Source organism: Duganella caerulea (genome assembly GCF_040362985.1).
Classification (GTDB): Bacteria; Pseudomonadota; Gammaproteobacteria; order Burkholderiales; family Burkholderiaceae_D; genus Rugamonas; species Rugamonas vulcania.
Genome location: NZ_BPWJ01000012.1, coordinates 59,447 through 84,214 on the forward strand (window position 1 = coordinate 59,447; position 24,768 = coordinate 84,214).

The 24,768-nt window shown below is 65.2% G+C and carries 17 protein-coding genes; 2 read left to right on the plus strand and 15 right to left on the minus strand.

The genetic code is table 11. The features are described 5' to 3' along the window. Positions 1-186 precede the first annotated feature (186 nt). From ACUJB0_RS27835 to ACUJB0_RS27900, 14 genes are all read right to left on the minus strand, one after another. Entirely contained in the window at positions 187-5,139 is a 4,953-nt protein-coding gene (locus ACUJB0_RS27835) for a two-component regulator propeller domain-containing protein (RefSeq protein WP_444848130.1), read from the minus strand. A 68-nt stretch (positions 5,140-5,207) separates the two neighbouring features. After that, entirely contained in the window at positions 5,208-6,383 is a 1,176-nt protein-coding gene (locus ACUJB0_RS27840) for a patatin-like phospholipase family protein (RefSeq protein ID WP_444848088.1), read from the minus strand. A 48-nt stretch (positions 6,384-6,431) separates the two neighbouring features. Continuing rightward, positions 6,432-8,222: a gamma-glutamyltransferase gene (gene ggt, locus ACUJB0_RS27845; RefSeq protein ID WP_444848089.1), complete on the minus strand. Its 1,791-nt coding sequence runs from the start codon at positions 8,220-8,222 to the stop codon at positions 6,432-6,434. 81 nt (positions 8,223-8,303) lie between these two features. Beyond that, on the minus strand, positions 8,304-9,062 hold the full coding sequence (locus ACUJB0_RS27850; protein ID WP_161090309.1) for a 3-hydroxyacyl-CoA dehydrogenase: 759 nt from the start codon (positions 9,060-9,062) through the stop codon (positions 8,304-8,306). 235 nt (positions 9,063-9,297) lie between these two features. Further along, on the minus strand, positions 9,298-10,605 hold the full coding sequence (locus ACUJB0_RS27855; RefSeq protein WP_444848090.1) for an NHL repeat-containing protein: 1,308 nt from the start codon (positions 10,603-10,605) through the stop codon (positions 9,298-9,300). Positions 10,606-10,724: 119 nt separating this feature from the next. Next, the gene (locus ACUJB0_RS27860; RefSeq protein WP_444848091.1) at positions 10,725-11,195 is read right to left on the minus strand and encodes a hypothetical protein; all 471 of its coding nucleotides are present in this window, start codon (positions 11,193-11,195) and stop codon (positions 10,725-10,727) included. Then, the gene (locus ACUJB0_RS27865; RefSeq protein WP_444848092.1) at positions 11,192-11,602 is read right to left on the minus strand and encodes a hypothetical protein; all 411 of its coding nucleotides are present in this window, start codon (positions 11,600-11,602) and stop codon (positions 11,192-11,194) included. Before ACUJB0_RS27865 ends, ACUJB0_RS27860 begins: the two co-directional genes overlap by 4 nt. 82 nt (positions 11,603-11,684) lie before the next feature. Further along, entirely contained in the window at positions 11,685-13,961 is a 2,277-nt protein-coding gene (locus ACUJB0_RS27870) for a sodium-translocating pyrophosphatase (protein WP_444848093.1), read from the minus strand. A gap of 181 nt (positions 13,962-14,142) precedes the next feature. Next, positions 14,143-14,799 (minus strand): adenylate kinase, encoded by a 657-nt coding sequence (gene adk / locus ACUJB0_RS27875; RefSeq protein WP_161084961.1) that lies wholly within the window; start codon positions 14,797-14,799, stop codon positions 14,143-14,145. Positions 14,800-15,009: 210 nt separating this feature from the next. After that, the gene (kdsB, locus tag ACUJB0_RS27880; protein ID WP_444848094.1) at positions 15,010-15,756 is read right to left on the minus strand and encodes a 3-deoxy-manno-octulosonate cytidylyltransferase; all 747 of its coding nucleotides are present in this window, start codon (positions 15,754-15,756) and stop codon (positions 15,010-15,012) included. 2 nt (positions 15,757-15,758) lie between these two features. Next, on the minus strand, positions 15,759-15,935 hold the full coding sequence (locus ACUJB0_RS27885) for a Trm112 family protein (RefSeq protein ID WP_117014700.1): 177 nt from the start codon (positions 15,933-15,935) through the stop codon (positions 15,759-15,761). Beyond that, a complete protein-coding gene (lpxK, locus tag ACUJB0_RS27890) occupies positions 15,916-16,998 on the minus strand; it encodes a tetraacyldisaccharide 4'-kinase (protein WP_444848095.1) in 1,083 nt (360 codons plus the stop codon). The genes ACUJB0_RS27885 and lpxK overlap by 20 nt, the downstream gene beginning before the upstream one ends. Further along, on the minus strand, positions 16,999-17,433 hold the full coding sequence (locus ACUJB0_RS27895) for an ExbD/TolR family protein (RefSeq protein ID WP_444848096.1): 435 nt from the start codon (positions 17,431-17,433) through the stop codon (positions 16,999-17,001). Between the two features lie 9 nt (positions 17,434-17,442). After that, complete coding sequence (locus ACUJB0_RS27900; RefSeq protein ID WP_161084956.1) at positions 17,443-18,048, minus strand: MotA/TolQ/ExbB proton channel family protein; 606 nt, start codon at positions 18,046-18,048, stop codon at positions 17,443-17,445. Positions 18,049-19,374: 1,326 nt separating this feature from the next. Between ACUJB0_RS27900 and xseA the strand changes: the two genes are divergently transcribed. Both xseA and ACUJB0_RS27910 read left to right on the plus strand, forming a co-directional pair. After that, entirely contained in the window at positions 19,375-20,736 is a 1,362-nt protein-coding gene (gene xseA, locus ACUJB0_RS27905) for an exodeoxyribonuclease VII large subunit (protein ID WP_444848097.1), read from the plus strand. A gap of 72 nt (positions 20,737-20,808) precedes the next feature. Further along, positions 20,809-22,440, plus strand: coding sequence for a hypothetical protein (locus ACUJB0_RS27910; protein ID WP_444848098.1), 1,632 nt, complete (start codon positions 20,809-20,811; stop codon positions 22,438-22,440). Positions 22,441-22,500: 60 nt separating this feature from the next. Here the strand turns inward: ACUJB0_RS27910 and ACUJB0_RS27915 are convergent, their stop codons facing one another. Beyond that, positions 22,501-24,615, minus strand: coding sequence for a beta-glucosidase family protein (locus tag ACUJB0_RS27915; RefSeq protein WP_444848131.1), 2,115 nt, complete (start codon positions 24,613-24,615; stop codon positions 22,501-22,503). Between the last annotated feature and the right edge of the window lie 153 nt (positions 24,616-24,768).

Sequence of the window (24,768 nt, forward strand, 5' to 3'; positions counted from 1 at the left end):
ACGCGCAGGCAGCGCACAGGGCAAGGCGCAAAGCACAGCGATAGCGAGCTATCGCGAGCATTTGCAACGGTGCAGCGGGGACTTCGTGGGGCAGAGCCCCGCGCCCGCGCAACGGTTCGCCCTTGCAAGGGCGAACTCCTGCCGCCATGTGCGTTGCCTGCGCGGCAGGCGCTCCCGATTTATGCGTTACAGTTCACTAACCGCGCCGGCGCGCGCCAGCAACGCGCGCAGCTCGGGCATGGCTTCGGCGATGCGCGCCCAGTTGCCATGGTCGGCGTCGAGTTCCAGCTCGCCGCACAGCGCCTGCAGTTCCTGCTCCTCCAGATAGCCGGCGCTGCCCTTCATACCGTGCAGCAGACGGCTTGCGGTATCGGCGTCGGCCTGTTCGACAGCGCGCTCCAGGTCCGCCAGCCGCAGTGGCGCGTCCTGCAGGAAGGCGCTGCGCAGGCGCAGTTTCAGGTCGCTGCCGCCGCTGTGTTGCGCCAGCCGCGCAGGTTCCTCCGAGGCCGGCGCCACGCCGAACAGCGCATCGAGTTCCGCCGTGCCGTGCGCGGGATCGTGGCGCGGCTCCATGCGCGGCAGCTGGAAGCCCCGCTGCAGCTGGCGTTCGATCGCGCGGCTCAACTGGAAGTGCAGCTTGTCCTCGTCGATCGGCTTGGTGAGGAAGTCGTCCATGCCCGAGGCCAGGTAGCGGCTGCGGTCTTCCTCGCTGGCGTTGGCGGTCAGCGCGATGATCATCAGCTCCTGGTCGCGCACCGGCATCGCCTCGGTGCCGCCGGAGCGGATCATGCGGGTGGCGCTGGCGCCGTCCATCTCCGGCATGCGGCCGTCCATCAGGATCAAGTCGTAGCGCGTCAGCGAGCAGGCCTTGACGGCCAGCGCGCCGTTGGCGGCGATATCGACCTTGTGGCCCAGGTCTTCCAGCATCATGCGGATGATGATCTGGTTGGTCGGGAAGTCCTCCGCGCACAGCACCTTGAGCTGGTGGCTGTGCGGCTCGCGCGGCACGTGCGGCACCAGCGGCGGCGGCACGCCGTTCGCCAGCGGCAGTTCGAACGAGAACACGCTGCCCTCGCCCGGCGCGCTGACGGCGTTGATGCCGCCGCCCATCAGCTCGACCAGCTGGCGGCAGATCGCCAGTCCCAGGCCGGTGCCGCCGTAGCGGCGCGTGGTGGAGGCGTCGGCCTGCTCGAACTGCTGGAACAGGCGCGGGATCGCTGCGGCCTCGATGCCGATGCCGGTGTCGGCGACGCTGAAGCGGATGCGGTTGAGCGCTCCCTTGTAGCCGGCGCGGGCGCGCGCGTCGTCCTCCTGCGGCACGCGCTCCACGCGCATCCGTACCGACCCGTGCTCGGTGAACTTGAAGGCGTTGCCGACCAGGTTGACCAGCACCTGGCGCAGGCGCGTCGGATCGCCGACGACGAACTGCGGCAGGCCCTCGCCGAACTCCAGGCTGAATTCCACGCTGTGCGCGGCGGCCTGCTCCTCGAACAGGCTGACCACGTTCTCCACCGCCGCCGACAGCGAGAAGTCGATGTTCTCGATGGTCAGCTTGCCCGCCTCGATTTTCGAGAAGTCCAGCAGGTCGTTGATGATCGACAGCAGCGACTGCGCGCTGGCCTGGCCGCGCAGGATCTGCTCGCGCGTGCCGACCGCCAGCCGGCTGTCGCGCAGCGCGAAGTTCAGCATGCCGATCACGCCAGCCAGCGGGGTGCGCATCTCGTGGCTCATATTGGCCAGGAATTCGGACTTCTGGCGCGTGGCGTCTTCCGCCTTCTGCTTGGCCAGGCGCAGGCGCTCGTCGTTCTCCTGCAAGGCGCGGTTGGCCAGCGCCAGCTCCTCGGTGTGCAGGCGCACCTGGCGCTCCTGCTGCAGCAACTGGGCCTGGGTCTGGCGCAGCTCCTGCAGCGTTTCCTCCAGCTGCTGGTAAGCGCGCGCGTTTTCCAGGCCGGCGGCGGCGTGCGAGGCCAGCGTTTGCAGCATGTCCATGTGCACCTGCTGGTAGCAGTTCTTCTCGACGCTCTGCACGCACAGCAGGCCGACCACCTTGTCGTTGGCCACCAGCGGCGCGTACATCATCGACTGCGCCACGGCGGCCGGCGCGCCGTCCTCGCGCACGCAGGTCACCAGCATGTCCAGGCCCGATTCATCCATGTAGTTGCGGTATTCGGCCTGGAAGTCGTTGATAAACACCGGCTTGCGCTGCGTCAGGCACCACACCGCCAGCTGGTTGGGCTGGTCCAGCGGGCGCTGGTAGGGCAAGGTGCGCACGCCGGCGTCGATGGCGAAGGGGAAGTCGATCACGCCCTCGTCCTCGCGCACGAAGCCGATGCCGAAGATCTGCGCGTCCATCAGGTGGTGCACGTGGCGGTACAGCGTGCGCATGGAGGTTTCCATGTCCAGCGTGGCGCTCATCTCGCGACCCAGTTCGCTCAGCACCGAGATGTTGCGGTGCGCCTGTTCGACGTTCTCCTTCTGCCGTTCGACTTCCACCTTTTGCCGCTCGGTGTCGACGCGGCGCTGCTCGGCCTCGGCGCGCTGGGCCTCGGCTTCCAGGCGGCGCTGTTCCAGTTCGCGCTTCTGCTGTTGCAGCAGCAGGTTCTTTTGCTCGACTTCCGCCGTGCGCGAGCCGACCAGTTCCTCCAGCCGCTGCTGCTGGTGGTGCAGGCTGCGCACGCGCGCGTGATAGGCGGCCCAGGCGGCGCCGGCCAGCACCATGCTTAACACGCCGCGGAACCACCAGGTCTTCCAGAACGGCGGCAGGATGGTGATCTCCAGCGTGGCCGCGTTGTCGTTCCAGATGCCGTCCTTGTTGGCGGCCTTGACGCGGAAGGTGTACTGGCCGGGATCGAGGTTGGTGTAGGTGGCGAAGCGCTTGGTGGAATCGGTGACCACCCAGTCCTCGTCGAAGCCCTGCAGCTGGTAGGCGAAGCGGTTGCGCTGCGGCGCGGCGTAGTGCAGCGCCGCGAACTCCAGCGAGAACACGGAATCGCCTTCGAGCAGTGTCAGCGCGTTGGTGTGTTCGATCGCCACCTTTAGCACATCGGGATGGTCGCCCTGCCCCGGCTTGAGCGACTTGTTAAAGATCTGGAAATCGGTGATGGCGACGGTCGGCGCCACGCTGTTCTCGCGCACCTCCGGCGGCGCGAACGCGGTGATGCCATTGAAGCCGCCGAAGTACAGCGTGCCGTCCGGCGTGCGCAGCGCGGAGCCGTCGAAGTAGGCGCCTTCGATGGTGCCGTCGGCGCCGCCGTAGTTGCGCACCAGGCCCGTCTCGGTGTTGAGGCGCGACAGGCCGCTGTTGGTGCTCAACCAGAGATTGCCCGCGTCGTCCGGCAGGATGGAGGCGATGGCGTCGTCGGCGATGCCGTCCTTGCGCAGGTAGCGGCGGAAGCGGATGGCGCCGTCGGCCGCCACTTCCATCTTGTTCAGGCCCGCCGCCGTGCCGACCCAGATGGTGCCGCGCCCGTCCTCGTACAGGTAGTGGACCTCGTCGTGACTGAGGCTGAACGGGTCGGTCGGGTCGCGCCGGAAGTGGCGGAACTTGCCGGTCTTGCGGTCCAGCAGATCGAGGCCGTTGAAGGTGCCCACCCACAGCTGGCCCTTGCGGTCCTCCAGGATAGGCCGCACCACGTTGTCGGCCAGGCTGCTCATGTCGGAGGGATCGTGGCGGAAGGTGCGCACGTCCATGGTCTGCGGGTCCAGGCGGTGCAAGCCGCCGCGCGAGGCGATCCACAAGATGCCGCTGCGGTCCCCGACGATGTTGCGGATGGTGTCGCTGGCCGGGTCGCCGCGCACGAAGGACAGCGCCTTGATCGCGCCGCTCGCCACGTCCAGATGATTGACGCCGGCCCGCCCGCCGATCCACATATTGCCGTTCTTCTCGCGCCACAGCGCGGTGACCTGGTCGTCGCTCAAGCTGTTGGCGCGTTGCGGATCGTGGCGCCACACCTTGCCCTCGCCGCTGACCGGATCGTACAGATTCAATCCGCCGCTGCTGCCCAGCCACAGCTGGCCGCGCGCCTCGGCGACAATGGCCCGCACCTTGTTGTCCGACAGGGTGTTGGGAATGTCGGCCTGGCGCACGATGCGGGCGAAGCCGCCGCTGCCCAGGTCCACGCGGCTGGCGCCATCGTTCCAGGTGCCGACCCAGAAGGTGCCGACACGGTCGCGGAACAGCGCCGAAATCTGGTTGTCCGCCACGCTGTGGCTATCGCTGAATTGATGTAGATACTGTACCAGCCGGTTCTCCGCCGGCAGCCAGCGCAGCAGGCCGTCGGCCTGCGTGCCGACCCAGACGTTGGTCTCGGCGTCGACGTACAGCGTGGTGACGCTCATGCCCGGCTTCATGCCCTCGCGCGTGCCGAGGCGGCGGCGCTGCGGCTCCTTGCCCAGCAAACGCCATTGTTCCAGGCCGCCCAGCGTACCGACCCACAGCGTCTGCGCGCTGTCGACCTGCAGCGCCAGCACGGCGTTGAATTTGCTGTCGCCGTGGGCGTCGATGGTGAAGTGCTGGAAGCGCGATTCGCCCGGCGCCAGCATATCGAGGCCGGTGGCGGTGGCCACCCACAGGCGACCGGCGGCGTCCAGCGCCAGCGCGTTGACCTGGTCGTTGGCCAGGCTGCCTGCATCGGCCGGATCGTGGTGCCAGCTGGTGAAGCGCTGGGTGGCCGGGTTGAAGCGATGCAGGCCGTCGGCGCTGGCCAGCCACAAACCACCCTCGCCGTCGTCGGCGATGGCGCGCACATGGCGGTTGCCATTGCCGCGCTGCGCCGATTCGTGCGGCAGGAAGTGGGCGAAGGTCTTGGTGGTGGGATCGTAGCGATCCAGGCCGCCGTCGGTGCCCACCCACAGCTGGCCGGCGCGGTCCAGGTGCAGCACGCGCACCCAGTTGTCGGCCAGGCTGCGCGGGTCGGAGACGGCGCTCTTGTAGGTGACGGTGCGGTAGCCGTCGAAGCGGGTCAGGCCGGCCTGGGTGCCCAGCCAGATGAAGCCCTGCTTGTCCTGGGCGATGGCCAGCACCGATTCCTGCGCCAGCCCGTGTTCGACGCTGAGCTGCTCGAAGCGCAGCGTGCGCGGTGGCGCCCCGGCCCATGCGGCGGCCCCGCCCAGGCCCCACAACAGCAGGACGGGCAGCAGCAAGCGGCTACAGAGGCGTATTAAAAACTGCAAAAAACTCCCGTCGGTCAGGTATCCGTGCGCAAAATTCAGGATTCAAAAAACGCCAGCACATCGTCCTTGCGCGCGTGCGTGTCGCGCTGTCCGAGCCGGATCAACTCGCAAGTATATGTCGATTCGAACAACAGGTACGACGCGAGTGCTGCGCCGCGCGTTTCGGTGGCGCCTATCCCGGACAGCATGGTGCGTATCGGCGCCGGCAGGCTGGCGATGTGGCGGCTGGCGATGTCGTCGAGCCGTTCCGACGGTGCGATCACCAGCAGCTGCACCGGCTTGAGCGGCGTCTGCGACAACAGCTCCGGCGGCAGCATGGACAGCGTCTTGTTGATGCGCTCCAGCCGTTCGATGTCCACCGCCAGGCTGTCGAGGAAGATCGACGACATCGCGTGGCCGGCGATCTGCGCCAGGCTGGGATAGCGCGCCGCGCTTTTCTCGGCGGCGCTGCGGGCCGGCTCGGTCAGGCGCCCCGCTCCGACCACCAGCACCTTGCTGGCGCCGAGGTGGATGGCCGGCGAGATCGGCGCCAGCTGCCGCATCGAACCGTCGCCGCAGTATTCGCGGTGGCCGCCCATGTACAGCGGCGTGGCCGGGAAGATGAACGGTATCGCCGACGACGCCAGCAGGTGCTCGACGCCGATCTGGTCCTGCAGCGCCACGCGCTGCATGCGTATCCACGGCGCGATGTCGGCGGCGGTCTGGTAGAACGTCATGTGGTTGCCGGCGGTGTAGGACGAGGCGGTGACGGCCAGCGCGTGCAGCAGGCCCTCGGACAGCACCGTGTCCAGGCGCGGCAGATCGAGCATGCGGTGCAGCAGGCCGACCAGCGGGGTATTGTCCAGCAGCGACGCGGGCGGCGCGGCGCGCCATTTGCGCAGCAGCCAGCCGAACGACAGCAGCGACAACCAGCGCGCGCCGGAGCGGATCACGCCCAGCGAATCGGCGCGGTAGACCTGCCCCACTTCGATGTTCTGCCAGACGTCGAGCAGCTTTTGCACGCCCTCGCCGAAGTTATCGGCGCGGCAGGCCAGCGCGGTGGCGTTGATGGCGCCGGCCGAGGTGCCGCAGATGATGTCGAACGGATTGCGCGCCGGCGGCCAGCCCGCTTCCCACAGTATCTCCGAGATCGCCTGCAGCACGCCGACCTGGTAGGCGGCGCGGGCGCCGCCGCCCGTCAGGATCAATCCTGTTTTCTTTTGAATTCCCATACGACAAGGTTAGCAGGGTATGCCGGATTTGGGGAGCGTTTGACGGCTTTAGTCGCCTAATACGACACCTTCGCGACGGGGATCGGCGCCGCCGAACCACTGCTCCTTGCCGCCGACCGTGCGGCGCTGGATGCCCTGCAGGCCGGAGTTGAGCTCGAACTCGCGCACCTGGTGGCCGCGCGCCTTGAGCTGCTCCACCACCGCCGGCGCCACGCGGCCCGCTTCCAGTTCGGTCGGGCCGTTGCGGCTGCCGATATTGGGCAGGCTGATGGCCTGCTGCACATCGAGCTGCCAGTCCAGCGTGCCGACCAACACCTTGGCCACGTAGTTGATGATGGCCGAGCCGCCCGGCGAACCGGTGGCCAGCACCAGCTTGTGCGTGCCCTTGTCGAACACCAGCGTCGGCGACATGGCGCTGCGCGGCCGTTTGCCGGCCTGCACGCGGTTGGCGATCGGGCCGTTTTCGTCCTGCGAATCGAAGGAGAAGTCGGTCAGCTGGTTGTTCAGCATGAAGCCGTCGACCATCTGGCGCGCGCCGAAGGCGTCTTCCACCGAGGTGGTCATCGACAGGCCGCCGCCGTAGGCGTCCACCGCCACCAAGTGCGAGGTGGATGGCTTGTCGATGGCGGTGTCGGCGCCCCACGCGACCTGCATCGTGGCCGGCGTGCCGTAGTTGGCGTGGACCATGGACTTCTCGCCGATCAGCGACGCGCGCTGTTTCAGGTAGCCCTTGTCCAGCAGCGCGGCCACGCCTTTGCCGGGCAGCGGCACGAAGTCGGTGTCGGCGACGTAGCGGTTGCGGTCCGCGTAGGCCAGGCGTCCGGCCTCGCTGAACAGGTGGATGCCCTCGGCCGTCAGCATGCCGTTGACCGGCTTGTACGGGCTGATGTCCTTCACTTCCAGGATGCCCAGCATCTGCGCGATGGCGATGCCTCCCGACGATGGCGGCGGCGCGCCGCACACGGTCCATGCCTTGTAGTCGCTGCAGACCGGCGTGCGCTCCTTGGCCTGGTAGCCGGCGATGTCGGCGGCGGTCAGCTTGCCGGGGTTGGTCGGATGGCTGGCCACCTTGGCGGCGATGTCGCGCGCGATGCGGCCTTTGTAGAAGGCGTCGGCGCCGCCGTCGGCGATCTCGCGCAGCGTGCGCGCCAGTTCGGGGTTCTTCAGCAGGTAGCCGACCGGGCGCGGTTTGCCGTCCTCGCCGAAGAAGTAGGCCTTGGCGACCGGGTCGCGCGCCAGATAACGGTCCCAGCTGAGCAGCGCGTTCAGGCGCGGGCTGACATTGAAGCCGTCTTCGGCCAGCTTGATGGCCGGCGCGAACAGCGCCTTCCACGGCAGCTTGCCATGCTCCTTGTGCGCCAGCTCCAGCATCCGCAGGACGCCGGGCGCGCCGACCGAGCGGCCGCCGATCACGCCGATCTCGCGCGAGACCGGTTTGCCGTCCTTGTCCTGGAACAGATGTTCGTCCGCCGTGGCGGGCGCGGTTTCGCGGCCGTCGTAGGATTGCACGCGCTTGCCGTCGGAGTACAGCAGGAAGGAGCCGCCGCCGATGCCGGACGATTGCGGCTCGACCAGCGTGAGCACCAGCTGGGTGGCGATGGCCGCGTCGATCGCGGCGCCGCCCTGCTTGAGCATCTGGTAGCCGGCCTGGGTGGCCAGCGGATTGGCCGCCGCCATCATGAATTTTTGCGCGGGCTTGCCGGCTTTTTCGGCGTAGCCGGTGGCGATTTCGGGCGCCACGTCGGCGCCGGTGCGTTGTGCGTAGACCGGCGCGTTCAACGCGGCCAGCAGCGGAAGGGACAGCGCGAGGCTCAGCGCCAAAGGCTTCAGACGGAACATGGACTCTCCAAAATAAGAGGCGCGCGGCCAGGGCCGCGCGCCCGATCACTCTGGCATCCTACACGAAATCGTGTAAACCGTTTACTTCGGCTGCATGCGGATGGCGCCGTCCAGGCGGATGGTTTCACCGTTCAGCATGGTGTTCTCGATGATGGTCTTGGCCAGGTGGGCGTATTCGTCCGGACGGCCGAGGCGCGGCGGGAACGGCACCATATTGCCAAGCGCGGTGCGCACTTCCTCCGGCATGCCCATCAACATCGGGGTTTCGAAGATGCCGGGGGCGATGGTCATCACGCGGATGGCGCTGCGCGACAGGTCGCGCGCCATCGGCAGGGTCAGGCCGGCGACGGCGGCCTTGGAGGCGGCGTAGGCGGCCTGGCCGATCTGGCCGTCGAAGGCCGCGACCGAGGCGGTGTTGATGATCACGCCGCGTTCGCCGCTGTCGGTGGCGGCGGTCTTGCCCATGGCGTCGGCGGCCAGACGGGCCATGTTGAAGGTGCCGACCAGGTTGATGTTGACGGTGCGCTGGAAGACGTCCAGCGGGTGCGGGCCGTCCTTGCCGACGGTCTTGACGGCCGGCGCCACGCCGGCGCAGTTGATAAGACCGCGCAGCGTGCCCAGCGCGAGGGCGGCGTCGACCACGGCCTTGCCGTCGGCTTCCGAGGTGACGTCGCACTTGACGAAGACGGCCTTCAGTTCGGCGGCCAGCGCCTCGCCCGGCTCGACCTGCACGTCGGCCAACACGACCTTGCCGCCCTGCTCCACGATCATGCGCGCGGTGGCAGCGCCCAGGCCCGACGCGCCGCCGGTGACGATGAATACATTGTTCTGAATTTGCATGTGTGTCCCTATCTGTTTTTATTTGACGTTTACGTTAACGTCACATCGCAATTGTAGCGAATTTTTCATCGGGGTTGAGGAAAAGTGCTCAATGGTCATGGCGGCCAGAGCGATCAACAGGTGTACGATCGGCTCCCTGAAGCGATAGATCACAAAAAAAAATCATATGCACCGAGCTGTAGCACAAGGGCAAGCGGGCAGACAGCAAAGTCTGCCGCGCCGGCGTGGCCTGACTTCAGGGGAGCGTGAGCAGCTGCACGCTCAGTCTCGTTAGCACCAGCAAGGTGTGCGCATCGACATACTTCACGTCAACGACAGAGTGATAGATGTCTTGACCAACAGCATAGGCCACGGTGGTGACGCTGCCGTCGGGGGCGACCTTCAGCACCGCATTGGCGGCACTGGCGGCGATGTAGAGATTACCAGCCGGGTCGCGTGCGATACCGCCGCCCCCCCCATACGACACCACGTCGCCTGACACCAAGGTGCGGACAGAACCGTCCAGCCCGACAGTACGTATTGTGCTGTCGTGAACATACAGTATGCCCTGGTTATCCACCGTGATCCCGTCCGGCGCGGTAAAGCGTGCAGTGGCCGAATCGCCATCGACCGACGGACCGCCCGCGCAAATGATGTCCCCATCATGGGAGCCAATCGGATCGCAATGGCCGGCGATGGTGGTCACGTAGCCGGTCGGGTCGATCTTGCGAACAGTCCGGTTGTCGGTGACGTACAGTGTGCCGTTGCTGGTGGCGACAAGGCCACGAATCGCCCGCAACGTGGCCACATCGGCCGGCCCATCGACACTACCGAATCCAGCACGCCCCACCAGCACCGTGCTGTTGCCGTCGGGTGTGAACTTAAGAATACTCGACGAGCCATAGGCAGCGTAAAGATTGCCTGCACCATCGAAAGCGAGAGCTCCTATTCCACCGGAGAGCTTGGCAAACTGGCTAGGCACACCGCTGGGGGTCAATTTGGTGATCGTGCCGCGGACTTGATCGGACACATAAATATTGCCCTTACTGTCACGTGCAATGCCTCCTGGGCTTTCCAACGGATTGCCTGGCGCTTGCGGATCGTCAGTTGGTCCCAGCAATTGCGTCAGGGGTTGTACCGGGTGCAGCAGGATCTCGGTAGTCGCCGTCTGGCCGCCTGCGGTCGCTATCACCCTAACAAGAGTGTCAACCAGAATACTACCGTCATCCGGTGGCGCATAGTTGCTCAAGTTCCCGGTGGTTCCGATCAATGTTCCGGGACTGCCGCTATCGAGAGACCAGGTGACCGGTCCGGTAAGCTGGCCGAGTTCTACGCGCAAAGGAATCGAAGAGCCGCCCACCCTCGCGTCCTTGCCACCAGAGGTGATCGATATCGTGCCTACCGGGGTTGGTGTCGGGGTTGGTGTCGGGGTTGGTGTCGGGGTTGGTGTCGGCGTTGGCGTTGGCGTTGGTGTTGGGGTTGGCGTCGGTGAAGAGGAATCGCCACCGCCGCCGCAGCTAATAAGTGTCAATGCCAGCGACGAGACGATTAGGATATTTCGCATGAGTCCTCATAAATGAAAAGAGATGAATGTCGCCGACATAATACCTTTATTACAAAATAGAATAAATACTAAATCTCTATGAAAATACCACCACTGGCTTCGCGGTTAGGCCTGGGCTACTAGCACTGCACCCAGACGCCGTTCCGGTTGCAGACCTTGCCGGAAGGAGAGATGACGGTGCCGGGACCGGCATTGTTGATGTGGGTGCCGTTGGCGTCGTTGCAGCCGGTGGGGCCACAGTTGTTCAGGGCCTTCGGTGCGTTGGGAGGATTCAGCAGCGTTTGCAGCGACTGCGATGGCGGCGCGGCGGGCATCGCAACCTGCGGCGCCTGCTTGACGACCGGCATGCGCTGGATGATCTGCGGAACCGGACGGCGCGGCATCGGCTTGCGCGCGGGCGCTGTGCGGCAGGGTTCGACAGCCAATCGCTGGCCGTCCGCGCTCAGCGTGCAGACCGGCAGCTTGGCGTATTCGCGCAGCTCGGGACTGGCCGGAGCTGCGATCTTGGCGGGGACCGGCGCCGGCGTCTGGGCGATAACCAGCGCGCCGGGCAGCGCCAGCATCATGCAGAGCGCGGCGCGCGGCTTCATGGCGGCGGCACCACGGTGGCGACCAGCATGCGCCACGGCAGCAGGCAGCTTGTGATGTTGGGATAGTAACCACGCGGATTGTCGCAGTAGTACAGCCTTCTCGACGATACGCCGGCGTCGGCTGGCGGCAGGTACAGCGGCGCGTCGGCGTAGTAGCCGGGCGGATAGTAATACCCGTCGTAGTAGGGACCGTAGTAGCGGTAACGCGGCCAGTAGACCGGGGCGCCGATGAAGACGCCGCCGCGCACATAGCCGTGGCCGTGGTGATAGCCATGGCCGCCTCCCCAGCCGCCATGGAAATGGCCGTGGCCCCCTCCTCCGTGGCCATGGCCCTGTGCCCAGGCATATGGGCAGGTCAGCGCTCCCAGCAGGAAGGCCAACAGCAATGCCGGTTTCAACAAGTTCATGGTCTCACCTCGCGTAGTGCTACACCTTTCATTATTAGCAGGTGTAGCACCAGAGGGAAGCGTTTGAAACAATTGGTAACGCTTACTTGCCTGGCGGTGGCGCCTCCACCGACGCGGCGGGGGTTGCCGCGGCAGGCTCCACTGCCGGTGCGCCCGGCGCCGGTTGCGCGCCTTCCGTCATCGGCACCGACGCCGAGGGCTGTGGTGGAGGCGGCACTTCGGCCGGCTTCATCATGCCGTCAGCTGGCGACGTGATCATTGTCGGCGCCGGCGCGGTAATCGCCGTGACTGGCGCAGGGGCCGACACCGCCAGCCAGCCCGAGGCCGGCAGCAGCGGCACCAGCAGCAGCGCCACGATGTTGATGATCTTGATCAGCGGGTTGACTGCCGGACCCGCCGTGTCCTTGTACGGATCGCCCACGGTGTCGCCGGTCACGGCCGCCTTGTGCGCGTCCGAACCCTTGCCGCCGAAGTGGCCGTCCTCGATGTATTTCTTGGCGTTGTCCCAGGCGCCGCCACCGGTGGTCATCGAGATCGCCACGAACAGGCCGGTGACGATGGTCCCCATCAGCATGCCGCCCAGCGCGGCCGCTCCCAGCAACATGCCGACGATGATCGGCACCACCACCGGCAGCAGCGACGGGATGATCATTTCCTTGATCGCCGACGCGGTCAGCATGTCGACCGCCTTGTCGTACTCCGGCTTGCCGCTGCCGTCCATGATGCCCTTGATGTCGCGGAACTGGCGGCGCACCTCCACCACCACGGCGCCCGCCGCGCGGCCCACGGCCTCCATCGCCATCGCGCCGAACAGGTAGGGGATCAGGCCGCCGATGATCAGGCCGACGATCACCATCGGGTTCGACAGGTCGAAGGTGACGCTCTTGCCGCTCGATTCCAGCGCATGCGTGTAATCGGCGAACAGCACCAGCGCGGCCAGGCCGGCCGAGCCGATCGCGTAGCCCTTGGTGACGGCCTTGGTGGTGTTGCCCACCGCGTCCAGCGGATCGGTGATGGCGCGCACCGATTCCGGCATGCCCGACATTTCGGCGATGCCGCCGGCGTTGTCGGTGATCGGGCCATAGGCGTCCAGCGCCACGACGATGCCGGCCATCGACAGCATCGACGTGGCAGCGATAGCCACGCCGTACAGCTGGCCCAGCTGGTACGACACCAGGATCGCCGCGCACACCGCCAGCACCGGATAGGCGGTGGACTTCATCGACACGCCCAGGCCGGCGATGATGTTGGTGCCGTGGCCGGTGGTCGAGGCTTCGGCAATATGCTTGACCGGATGGAAATCGGTGCCGGTGTAGTACTCGGTGATGTAGACCATCAGCCCGGTCAGCACGATGCCGACCACGGTGCAGCCCATCATCTTCATGCGCATGGCCTCGTCCGGCCAGATCTGCCAGGTGACGACCGCGAAGCCGATCAGCGACAGGCCGGCCGCCCACCACAGCCCGGTGTACAGCGCCGACATGATCTTCTTGCCCGGCTTGGCCTTAACCATCGAGCAGCCGATGATGGAGGCGATGATGGACACCGCGCCCAGCAGCAGCGGATAAACGATGGCCGAGGTCGGCGCCGAGGTGATCAGCAACGCGCCCAGCAGCATGGTGGCGATCAGCGTCACCACATAGGTTTCGAACAGGTCGGCCGCCATGCCGGCGCAATCGCCGACATTGTCGCCGACGTTATCGGCGATCACCGCCGGGTTGCGCGGATCGTCCTCGGGGATGCCGGCCTCCACCTTGCCCACCAGGTCGGCGCCGACGTCCGCGCCCTTGGTGAAGATACCGCCGCCCAACCGGGCGAAGATCGAAATGAGCGACGCACCGAAGGCCAGGCCGATCAAGGGCTTGATCACATCGTGCGGGTTGAGCGGTGGATTCGGCGCGCCCGGCGACGTCCACGTCAGGAACATATAGAACAGCACCACGCCCAGCAGGCCCAGGCCGACCACCAGCATGCCGGTGATGGCGCCGCCCTTGAAGGCGACGTCGAGCGCCTCGTTCATGCCCTTGGTGGCAGCCTGCGCCGTGCGCACGTTGGCGCGCACCGAGACGTTCATGCCGATGAAACCGCAGGCGCCGGACAGCACCGCGCCGATCAGGAAGCCGATCGCGGTCTTCATGTCGAGCAAGGCGGCAATGAGGATGAGCAGCACCACGCCGACGATGCCGATGGTGCGGTACTGGCGCGCCAGGTAGGCGGCGGCGCCCTGCTGGATGGCCAGCGCGATTTCCTGCATGCGCGGGTTGCCCGCGTCCTGGCGCAAAATCCAGCTTCGAGACCATAAACCATAAACCACGGCGATCACGCCGCACGCAACTGCAAGCCAAAGACTAGCTGCCATAGTGTCCCCTTATTTTTATTGATCGAGCCTACAAACCCACACTTCAGAAAACCAACGCCCGCCGGGTAGGCAAGCGCAGCCAACTAAACCTGCGAACTGCATCACTTCATAAAACGGGATGGCATCCAGCCGATTTGCAAGCGCAAAAAAAGCGGACACTCGGTCCGCTCTACTTTAACGCTTATTCCGCCAGCGCGGCAAACGCGCTGTCACGAATTTGCTCTACCGGACCGACGCCGGCGATGCGGCGGTATTTCGGCGCGCCTGGCTGGCCCGATTGCGCCCAGTTGTTGTAGTAGCTGAGCAGCACTTCGGTCTGGTTATGGTAGACGTCCAGGCGCTTCTTGACGGTTTCGGCCTTGTCGTCGTCGCGCTGCACCAGCGGCTCGCCGGTGACGTCGTCCTTGCCTTCGACCTTGGGCGGGTTGAACTTGACGTGGTACACGCGGCCCGAGGCCGGATGGCTGCGACGGCCGTCCATGCGCTCGATGATCGACTCGTCCGGCACGTCGATTTCCAGCACGTAGTCGACCACGACGCCGCTGTCCTTCATCGCATCCGCTTGCGCGATGGTGCGCGGGAAGCCGTCGAACAGGTAGCCGTTGGCGCAGTCCGGCTCGGCCAGACGGTCCTTGACCAGGCCGATGATGATGTCATCCGATACCAGACCACCCGCGTCCATCACCTTCTTGGCGGCCAAGCCCATCTCCGTGCCCGCCTTGATCGCGGCGCGCAGCATGTCGCCGGTCGAGATTTGCGGAATGTTGTATTTTTCCTTGATGAAATTAGCCTGGGTGCCCTTGCCGGCACCTGGTGCTCCTAAAAGAATAAGACGCATGAAAAATTCCTAAAACAGAATGTGGGTTAGTTGGTATTGGATCGTACGAAACTTACCACAAAACTTCGTCTCAACGCCAATTTGTGACGGTTTGTACCGTTCTTAGCTGGCGAAACCGGGGTATGGAGAGATATTCCGTATGAATATCGCACCATTGTCTTCGTTATATCAGTTATTACTGACTACTGCCTGACGGTTGTTTGATGCAAATCAATAGAACTGTCGGACGCGGGCCAGGTCTTCCGGCGTATCCACCCCGGCCGCCGGGGCCGAGTCGGTCACGTGGACCGCGATGGGATAGCCATGCCACAGCACGCGCAACTGTTCCAGTGCTTCGATCGATTCCAGCGGCGACACTGCCAGCGCCGGGTAGGCTTGCAGGAAGTCGTTGCGGTAGGCGTACAGTCCGATATGGCGAAGCGGTACGTAACCGTCCGGCAGTGTGGATTTGGACTGCGCAAATGCGTCGCGGTTCCAGGGTATGGTCGCGCGCGAAAAATAAAGTGCCCTGCCGGCCTTGTCCAGCACCACCTTGACCACGTTCGGGTTGAAGGCGTCGGCGGCGTCGTGCAGCGGATGGGCGCAGGTGGACATGGGCACGTCGGCGCCGATGCGCGCGGCGGCCGCTTGCAGCAGCGCCGGGTCGATCAGCGGCTCGTCGCCCTGCAGGTTGACCACCACGGCGTCGGCCGGCAGGTTCAACGCGCGCGCCACTTCGGCGATGCGGTCGGTGCCGGACGGATGGTCGGCGCGGGTCATGCATACTTCCACGCCGTGCTGTTCGCAGGCGGCGCGGATATCTTCGTGGTCGGTGGCGACGATGATGCGGGCGGCGCCCGACTGCTGCGCGCGCTCGGCCACGCGCACCACCATGGGCTTGCCGCCCAGGTCGGCCAGCGGCTTGTTCGGCAGGCGGGTCGAGGCCAGGCGGGCCGGGATGATGACGATGAAGGACACCGTTAGTCCGCCTTGTCCTGCAGCGTGCGCGCCTCGTCGGCCCACATGATGGGGATGCCGTCGCGGATCGGGAAGGCCAGGCGGTCGCCCTTGCAAATCATTTCCTGGGCTTTTTTATCGTACTCCAGGGGGCCTTTGCAGACCGGGCATACCAGGATATCAAGCAATCGAGCGTCCACGACATTTCTCCACAATTTGGTCGGCCAGCGCGCCGTCGAGGTGCGCCGTCACCGGGACGACCCATAGTCGCGGGTCGTCTCTGAGTTCTTCAATTTGCGCACATTTTACTGCATCCTTCTCGGTCATCAAGATCAGGTCGGCGTCGAGCGCGTCAAACGGGCGGTCCTGGAAGTCGTGATGGTCGGGCAAAGGCAGCTCCGTGATGTGCAGGCCGGCGGCCTTCAGCATGCCGAAGAAGCGCGCCGGATTGCCGATGCCGGCGGCGGCGGCCACGCGCAGGGCCGCGCCGTGGCTGGCGTTGCTGGCTTCGGACAGTTCGGCGAACGTGCGGCGCTGGCTGCGGTCACGCAGTTGCTCGGCGTGCGCGCCGGCCAGCGTCATCTGGATCGGCGCCGCGCCGGCCGCGCCGACGGAGCGCGCCAGCTCGGCCGACAGCACCGGCGTGTTGATGACGGTGAAGTCGCGCCGGCGCGATACCGGCTCGCGCAGCGGGCCGGCCGGCAGCAGCCAGCCATTTCCGGCGCCGCGGCCGTCGAACAGGATGATCTCCACATCGCGCTGCAGGGCGTAGTGTTGCAGGCCGTCGTCGGTCAGCAGGATGTTCACTTCGGGATGGGCGGCCAGCAGCGCGCGGCCGGTGGCGGCGCGGTCGCGGCCCACCATCACCGGGCAGCCGGTGCGCTGCTTGATCAGCAGCGGTTCGTCGCCGACCTGCGCCGGCGTGGACGCGGCGCCCACCTCGCGCGTGCTGCCGCCATCGCTGCCATGGCCGCGCGAGATCACGCCGGGCTTCATGCCGGCCGCCTGCAGGGCTCGCACCAGCCAGATGGTCAGCGGCGTCTTGCCGGTGCCGCCGATGTAGATATTCCCCACCACCACCACCGGCACGGGCAGCCGCGAGGACTTCAGCACGCCGGCACGGAACAGGGCCGCGCGCAGGCCGCTGAGCGCGCGGAACAGCAGCGACACCGGCCACAAGGCGCAAGCGAGCGGGCCGCGCCGCAGCCAGTTGCGCGTCAGCGTCGTTTCCAGCGCTGACGATTTGGTGGGAGAGGTCGACACTTATTTCGCGGCGCTGGTCTGCGCGGCGAAGGTCAGCTTTTCGTAGCCCGCGATGCGCGCCGCTTCCATCACGTTGATGACCATCTGGTGCATCGCGAACTGGTCGGCGTTGACGATCACCACCGGCGACTTGCCGGCCGCGCCGCCCTTGTCGGCGGCGTTCTTCATGGCCTGCGCGAAGCCGGCCACGTCATGGAACGACACCGGCTCGCCGTTGATCGTGTAGTTGCCCTTAGCGTCCACTGTCACGTCCAGCTCGAACGGCTTGTCGGTCGCCTTCTGCGCGTCGGCGGTCGGCAGCGTGATCTGCAGTTCGGTGAACTTGCTGTAGGTGGTGGTCACCATCAGGAAGATCAGGATCACCAGCAGCACGTCGATGAACGGGATCAGGTTGATCTCGGGGTCTTCGCGATGCCGGCCTTTGCGGAAGTTCATGCGGCGTCCTTACTTGCGCTTGCTGTGCACAACATCGACAAACTTCACCGCCTGCTGCTCCATCTCGATGATGAAGCTGTCCACCAGCGCGCGGAAGTGGCGATAGAAAACCAGCGTCGGCATCGCGATCGCCAGGCCGAAGCCGGTGTTGTACAAGGCCACCGAGATACCGTGCGCCAGCTGCGCGGGATTGGAACCGGTCGCGTTCTGCGCGCCGAAAATCTCGATCATGCCGACCACCGTGCCGAACAAGCCCATCAGCGGCGCCAGCGTCGCGATGGTGCCCAGCGTGGTCAGGAAGCGTTCCAGCGTATGCGCCACGCCGCTGCCGGCCTCCTCGATGGATTCCTTCATCACCTCGCGCGGCGAATCGATGTTGCGCAGCGCGGCCGACAGCACCACGCCCAGCGGCGAACTCTTCTCCAGCTTGTCGATGACGTCCGGCGTGATATTGCCGCCGCGGTAGACCTGCACCACTTCATCGAGCAGCTTTTTCGGCAGGATCTTGCTGCGGCGCAGATAGAGCAAGCGTTCGATGATCAGCGCGGTCGCGACGATCGATGCGACCAACAACAACCAGATAGGCCAACCGGCGGCTTGTAATATGGCGAGCAAAAGGGACTCCTGTCTAGATAAACACCCGAAGGCGCAATGTATCTTGTTGGGCCGTCCACGGCAAGTGGCGGATGACAGGCGGAACGCCCGCACCCAGGCGCCGCCGGAGTTCTGCACATTTTCTGTGGACAATTGTGTGTGCAATGCCCGGCATGGCAACCCAAGCCATTGATTTTAAATGACAAAATTTCAAAGCTCAAAAATAGCGCAGCTGAAGCGTTCGGGCCCGCTTTTTGCTCTGCAAAAGTTGTGCCCAGTTATGCCCATATTCTGTTGATAAGATTGTGAGCAAGGCACTCAACCCTACCTCAAGTGGTTGATTTCAATCAATTTTATTTCCGTGCGCAAAAATCTGGCATATGGCCGCATATGGCCGGTTTATGACTTAGTCAGCCACCAAAAGTGGCCATTCGACGCGGCCTGTGGAGTTCTGCACAAAAAATGTGGATAAGATTGTTAGCAAGGCCACCCACTTCCGGTAAACCCATTGATTTATAAGGACATTTTTTCCATGCGTAAAAATAACGCAGGCAAAACGGGCCAAAAACGGGCTGGTATGGTTGTGGACTTCTGCACACTTAATGTGGATAAGATTGTGAGCAACGCCTCCCACATAGTGAAAGATCGTTGATTTATAAGGGAATTTTTGCCGTGAGTAAAAATCGTGCAAGGTACCTGTTTTAACCACTTTTCATAGCGGAAACCGGGTCTTCCACCGGCCTGTGCAAGTCGACTATCGATAATGCCCGGCTATCGCAGCAAAGCTGTCACTTCTGCACATTTTATGTGGATAAGATTGTGAGCAAGGCAGTACAGCATGATCAAAGCCATTGATTTATATCGTTTTTATTATCCTGCACAAAAAGGAAGCAGGCGATTTTTTATCCCCAGCCCGGCGGCTCGACCATGCGGACGACTCCGCCGCCCCCATTCACCGTCATACGGAGCCTGGGGGCAAGTCGAGAGTTTTGCACACCTTCTGTGGATAAAAGTGTGCGTAATACCATGCATCACTATCTAACCCCTTGATTTATCTCAATATACTTGCTTTGCGTAAATTTTAGGCATGGCAAAATAAACAAGAAGAAAATAGCTATCGCTCACAAAAGTTCCACACATCTTTTGTGGATAACTTTGTGCGTAACTGCCGGTGGCCAGGCCAAAGTGCTTGATCCATAAGGGTTTTTCCTCGTTGCACGCAAATACGGCAGAAATGTTTACCCTTTAAAATCATATACCTACCTATAATACCTACCGCTTTAGATGCTCTATGACCGCTGTGTGACCTAAATCGCAAAGTGTGGATAGTTTCCTTTATTGAAACCTATGAACTTCGACGACCACAACGCCCCCGCCCCTGCCGCCGCCCCCGTAATGACCGTGACCGCGCTCAACCAGGCTGTTGCGCGTTTGCTCGAGCGCACCTTCCCGCTCACGTGGATTTCCGGCGAGGTGTCCAACTTCACCAAGGCCAGTTCCGGCCACTGGTACTTCACGCTCAAGGACGACGCGGCCCAGGTGCGCGCCGTGATGTTCCGCGGCCGCGCCCAATATGCCGGCTTCATTCCGCGCGAGGGCGACAAGGTCGAGGTGCGGGCGCTGGTCACGCTGTACGGCGCGCGCGGCGACTACCAGATCAATGTGGAGGCGATACGCCGCGCCGGCGTCGGCTCGCTGTTCGAGGCCTTCCAGCGGCTCAAGGAAAAACTGGACGCGGCCGGCCTGTTCCACCCGGAGCGCAAGCGCGCCTTGCCGCTGTTCCCGCGCACCGTGGGCATCGTCACCAGCCCGCAGGCGGCGGCGCTGCGCGACGTGCTGACCGCGCTGAAGCGGCGAGCGCCGCATGTGCATGTCGTGCTGTACCCGACGCCGGTGCAGGGCCAGGGCGCGGGCGAGAAGATCGCCGCCGCCATCGACACCGCCTCGCTGCGCAACGATTGCGATGTGCTGATCGTCTGCCGTGGCGGCGGCAGCATCGAGGACCTGTGGTCGTTCAACGACGAGGATGTGGCCTACGCCGTGGCCAACTGCCGCATGCCGGTGATCTCCGGCGTCGGCCACGAGACCGACTTCACGATCTGCGACTTCGCCGCCGACCTGCGCGCCGCCACGCCGACCGCCGCCGCCGAACTGGCGGTGACGCCCCGCGCGGACTGGATGGCGTCCCTGCGCGCCGACGTGATCGACCTGCGGCGCGCGATGCGGCGCAGCGTCGGCGACGCGTCGCAAAACCTGGATAACTACACGCGCCGCCTGCTCAGCCCCGGCGCGCAGATCCGCCAGCAGCGACTGAAACTGCTGGCGCTGTCCACCGCGATGACGCACGCGAACCGTGCCCCGTTGTCGCAGGCGCGCTTTCAACTGGACCGCTTGAGCGGCCGTCTCGGCGCGCGCAAGCCGGATGTGACGGCGGCGCGCTCGCGGGCGTCGGACTTCCAGCACCGGATGACGATGAGCGTCACCACTCAGCTCGCGCAGCGGCGCGATGCGCTGGCCGCGCTGTCGTCGCAGCTGGAGCTGCTGAATCCACAGCGCACGCTTGAACGCGGCTATGCCATCGTCACCGACGAACAAGGCGCCATCGTCCGCGCGCCGGCGCAACTGAAGCCGCGCAGCACGCTGAACTTGCGCCTGGCCGAGGGCAGCGCGCAAGTGAGCGTGGAGTCGGTGCAGCCTTCGCTGGACTAGCAGGCTGCGGACGGCTTGTGTCGTACCGGAGGTTGTGATATTTTTCGCAACCTCTCACGACTTCGGACGTCCATGAAAAATCCGCGTATCTGGCATTTCCTGCTGGGCGCAGCACTGCTGCCGCTCACCGCCCACTCGGCATCGGTGGATGTCGACATCAAACTGGTCTCCGCCGATGCGCTGGAAGTGAGCTTCGCGCTGCCGGAACAATGCACCGCCCTCGCCTTCCTCAAGGATGAACGTGGCGCCCAGCAGATCCGCGCCGCATGGCAGAAGCAGAACGACTGCGCCGTGCCCGAAGGCGATCAGCTGAAAAGCGCCGGCGCCTGCACCGCGCGCTTCCGCGTGCCGGCGACGATGCAGAAGATCACCGGCTACCCCGGCTCCTTCCCCGCTCCCGGCGGCATGTACGTCCACAGCTCCAACTACGCGCTGGCGGACAGCTGCGGGCCTGTGGCCTACCGCTACCACGCGGCGGACATCGTCATGGACGGACACCGCTACCGCGACGTCGCAATCGCGCCAGCAGCCACCGGCGGCGACACGCCCGCCATGCTGATGCTCACGCCGCAGGCCAACGCCTCGCTGGATTACTTCGATCCGCGCCTGTCGGCGGCGACGGTCGCGCGGATCCGCGAAGTGGCCGACGGCACGATCGCGTACCTGAGCAAGCAGCTGCCGCTGGCAGTCGTCAACCGTCCCGTGATCGCGGCCATCGCAGCCAGCGAACCAGGCGGCCCGAATGTCGGCGGCGATGCCGGCAACATCCTGCGGCTGGCGTTGTTCAATTGGCCGCAGGCGCCCGGGCCTGAGGAAAACGCCAAGTTGACGCTGTTGGTCTCGCACGAATTCAGCCACCGCTTCCAGCTGCGCGACGCGGTCGATGTCTATCCCGACGCGCGCCTGGTCAACGAGGGCGGCGCCGAGTTCCTGCGCTGGCTCACATCGGTGCAGCAGGGTTGGCTCACGCGTCCGGAAGCGGCGGCGCAACTGGACAAGGCGCTGGCCGAATGCATGCTGTACACCGAGGGCAAAAGCTGGCGCGCACTGACGCCGCGCCAGATCGGCAGCCAGCGGCTTGAATACCTGTGCGGTTTGCCGGCCTACGTCTACAGCCTGGCCGCGCGCCAGGGCTCCGGCAGCGCGCTGGCGCGCTTCGACAGCTTGTATCACCAGCTGCGGCAAGGCCAGGTGCCGGACTTCCCGCAGGCGCTGGAGTGCGGCGACACGGCGAACTGCAAGGCGCAGGTGCTGCCGGCGTTGCTGTCGTCCGGCGCGACCATGGAACAGCAGTGGAACGACGTGCTGTCCAAGACCGGGCTGGCGACGCAACGCCCGCCGAGCCAGGCGCTGCGCGACCGGATGGTGTTGCGCGCCGTGGTCAAACTGATGACCGAAGATTGCGCGGGCCGCAGCGGCACCACCGAAACGCCGGAGGGCATCATCCTCGACGGCATGAAGGTCTGCAAGTCCATCCATCAGGACAGCTACGCCACCAGCATCGAGGGCCATCCGGTGTTCGGCGACGCCGCCACCGGTCCGGCGATGACCAGCGCCTGCCAGACGCGCCACGAAGTGACGTTCGGCTTGAAGGACGGCGGCAAGCTGACAGTCCCCTGCCAGTCGCCGTATCAATTCCATACCGCGTTCTACGCGATCGATATCGATAAGACGCTGGCCCGGTTGCTATCTACAGGCCCTTAGCGCCCCAAGCCATCATTCACGCGCAGGCGGGAATGACGCCTTGGCGGCAAGCGGGATCTCTTAAGGCTTCAGCGTGCGCGCCTCCAGTGCGATGTTGATGCTGGCCGCATCCGCATCGGCCGCGCTGTGCGCCAACAGCACCTTGTAGCTGCCCTTGGCGATGCGCCAGCTTTTGCTGCCGCTGTCGTACGTCGCCAGCAGGCGCGGGTCGACGCTCACGCTGACTTCCCGGCTTTCGCCCGGCGCCAGTTCGACCTTGTCCCAGCCGGCCAGGCGCTTGGGCGCTTCCCACTTCGCACCCTGCGGCGCCACGTACAGCTGCGGCACATCCTTGCCCTTCACGGCGCCAGTGTTGGTCACCTTGAAGCGCAGCTGCAGCTTGCCGTCCTTCTGGCTGGCGGCCAGGCCGGAGTAGGCGAACTGCGTGTACGACAGGCCGTGACCGAACGGGAACAGCGGCTTCAGTCCTTTCAGGTCGAACCACTTGTAGCCGACCGCCGCGCCTTCGTGATAGTTGACGTCGAAACGTTTGCTCTCGTCCTTCGGATCGCCATCGAGCACAGGCCGTGGCAACTGGCTTGCCGATACCGGGAAGGTGGCAGGCAGCCGTCCCGACGGATTCACTTCGCCGAACAACACGCGGGCGATGGCCTCGCCGCCGCTGGTGCCGGCGTACCACGCCTGCAGCACGGCTGCGCTCTGGCCCAGCCACGGCATCAGCACAGGGCCTCCGGTCTCCAGCACCACCACCGTCTTCGGATTGGCCTTGGCCACGGCGGAGATCAGCGCATCCTGATTGTCCGGCAGCGACAGCGAGGCGGCATCGAACGATTCGCCGGTCCACTGCTGCGCGAACACCAGCACCACATCGGCGTCGGCCGCCGCGCGGGCTGCTGCGGCGGCGTCCACGCCATCGTGATAGACCACGCTGGCGCCTGGCGCGCGCGCCTGGATCGCTTTCAATGGCGACGACGGATGGTAGACCACCGGACCTGGCCAGGTGGCCGGTCCGATGCCGGTGACGGCGCTGCCGCCCACCGGATACACCAGCGACGATCCGCCGCCGGCCAGCACGCCCACATCCGCATGCGCGCCGATGACGACGATCTTCTTCGCGCCGGCCTTCAACGGCAGCACGCCGCCGGCGTTCTTCAGCAGGACCATGCCATCCTCGGCATCGGTGCGGCTGACCACTCCGTGCGCGGCGAAGTCGATCGCACCGCCCTCCGCCACCGGATGATCGACCACGCCCTTGTCGAACATGGCGCGCAGGATGCGGAACACCATGTTGTCCAGGCGCGCCTGCGGCACATGGCCGTTGGCGACCGCCTCCTCCAGCGCGACGCCGAAGTACGTGGTCTTGTCGAACTCCCACGCCGATTCCTGATCGAGGCCGTTGTTGGCGGCGGCCACGGTGCTGTGCACCGCGCCCCAGTCGGACATGACGTAACCCTTGTAACCCCAGTCCTTCTTCAACACCTGGTTGAGCAGGTAGTCGCTCTCGCAGGCGTAGGCGCCGTTCAGGCGGTTGTAGGCGCACATGACGGAGCCGGGGTCGGACTGCTCCAGCACCATTTGGAAGGCCAGCAGGTCGGACATGCGGTTCTCGGCGCCGCCGATGCGGCTGTCGAGGATGAAGCGGCCGGTCTCCTGGTCGTTGACGGCGAAGTGCTTCATCGTCGCGATCACGTGATTCGACTGGATGCCCTTGATCTGCTGCGCCACCATGGTGGCAGCCAGCAGCGGGTCTTCACCCGCGTATTCGAAATTGCGGCCGTTGCGCGGCTCGCGCAGCAGGTTCACGCCGCCGGCCAGCATCACGTTGAAGCCGGAGGCGCGCGCCTCGGCGCCGATCATCGCGCCGCCGTTGTAGGCCAGCTTGCGGTCCCACGTCGCGGCGGTGGCCAGGCCGGATGGCAGCGAGGTGCGCTCGCGCGGCGTCTTGGTGGCCTGGGAGGCGACGCCCAAGCCGGCGTCGGTCTCGAACAAGGCCGGCAAGCCGAGACGCGGCGTGCCGGGGATATAACCCGCCGAGAAAGGCAGCGCGGCGGGATTGCGTTTTTTGTCGCCGAAGTCTGAGCCGAACCAACCCATTACCCAGCTAAGCTTCTCCTTCTGCGTCATCGCCTTCAACGCGAGTTCGGCGCGGCGGTCGGCGCTCAGCGAGGTGTCCATCCAAGTACGTTCGGCCACAGGAACGGCGGCGGGCGTTGCGGCGTCGGCGGCATATGCGGGCAAGCCTGCGGCGATAACGATGACCGTGGCGGCGGCGAGCGTCAGGGCCGCGGCCAGCGCGATGGCCAGCGGGCGCAGATTCAATTCTGAATT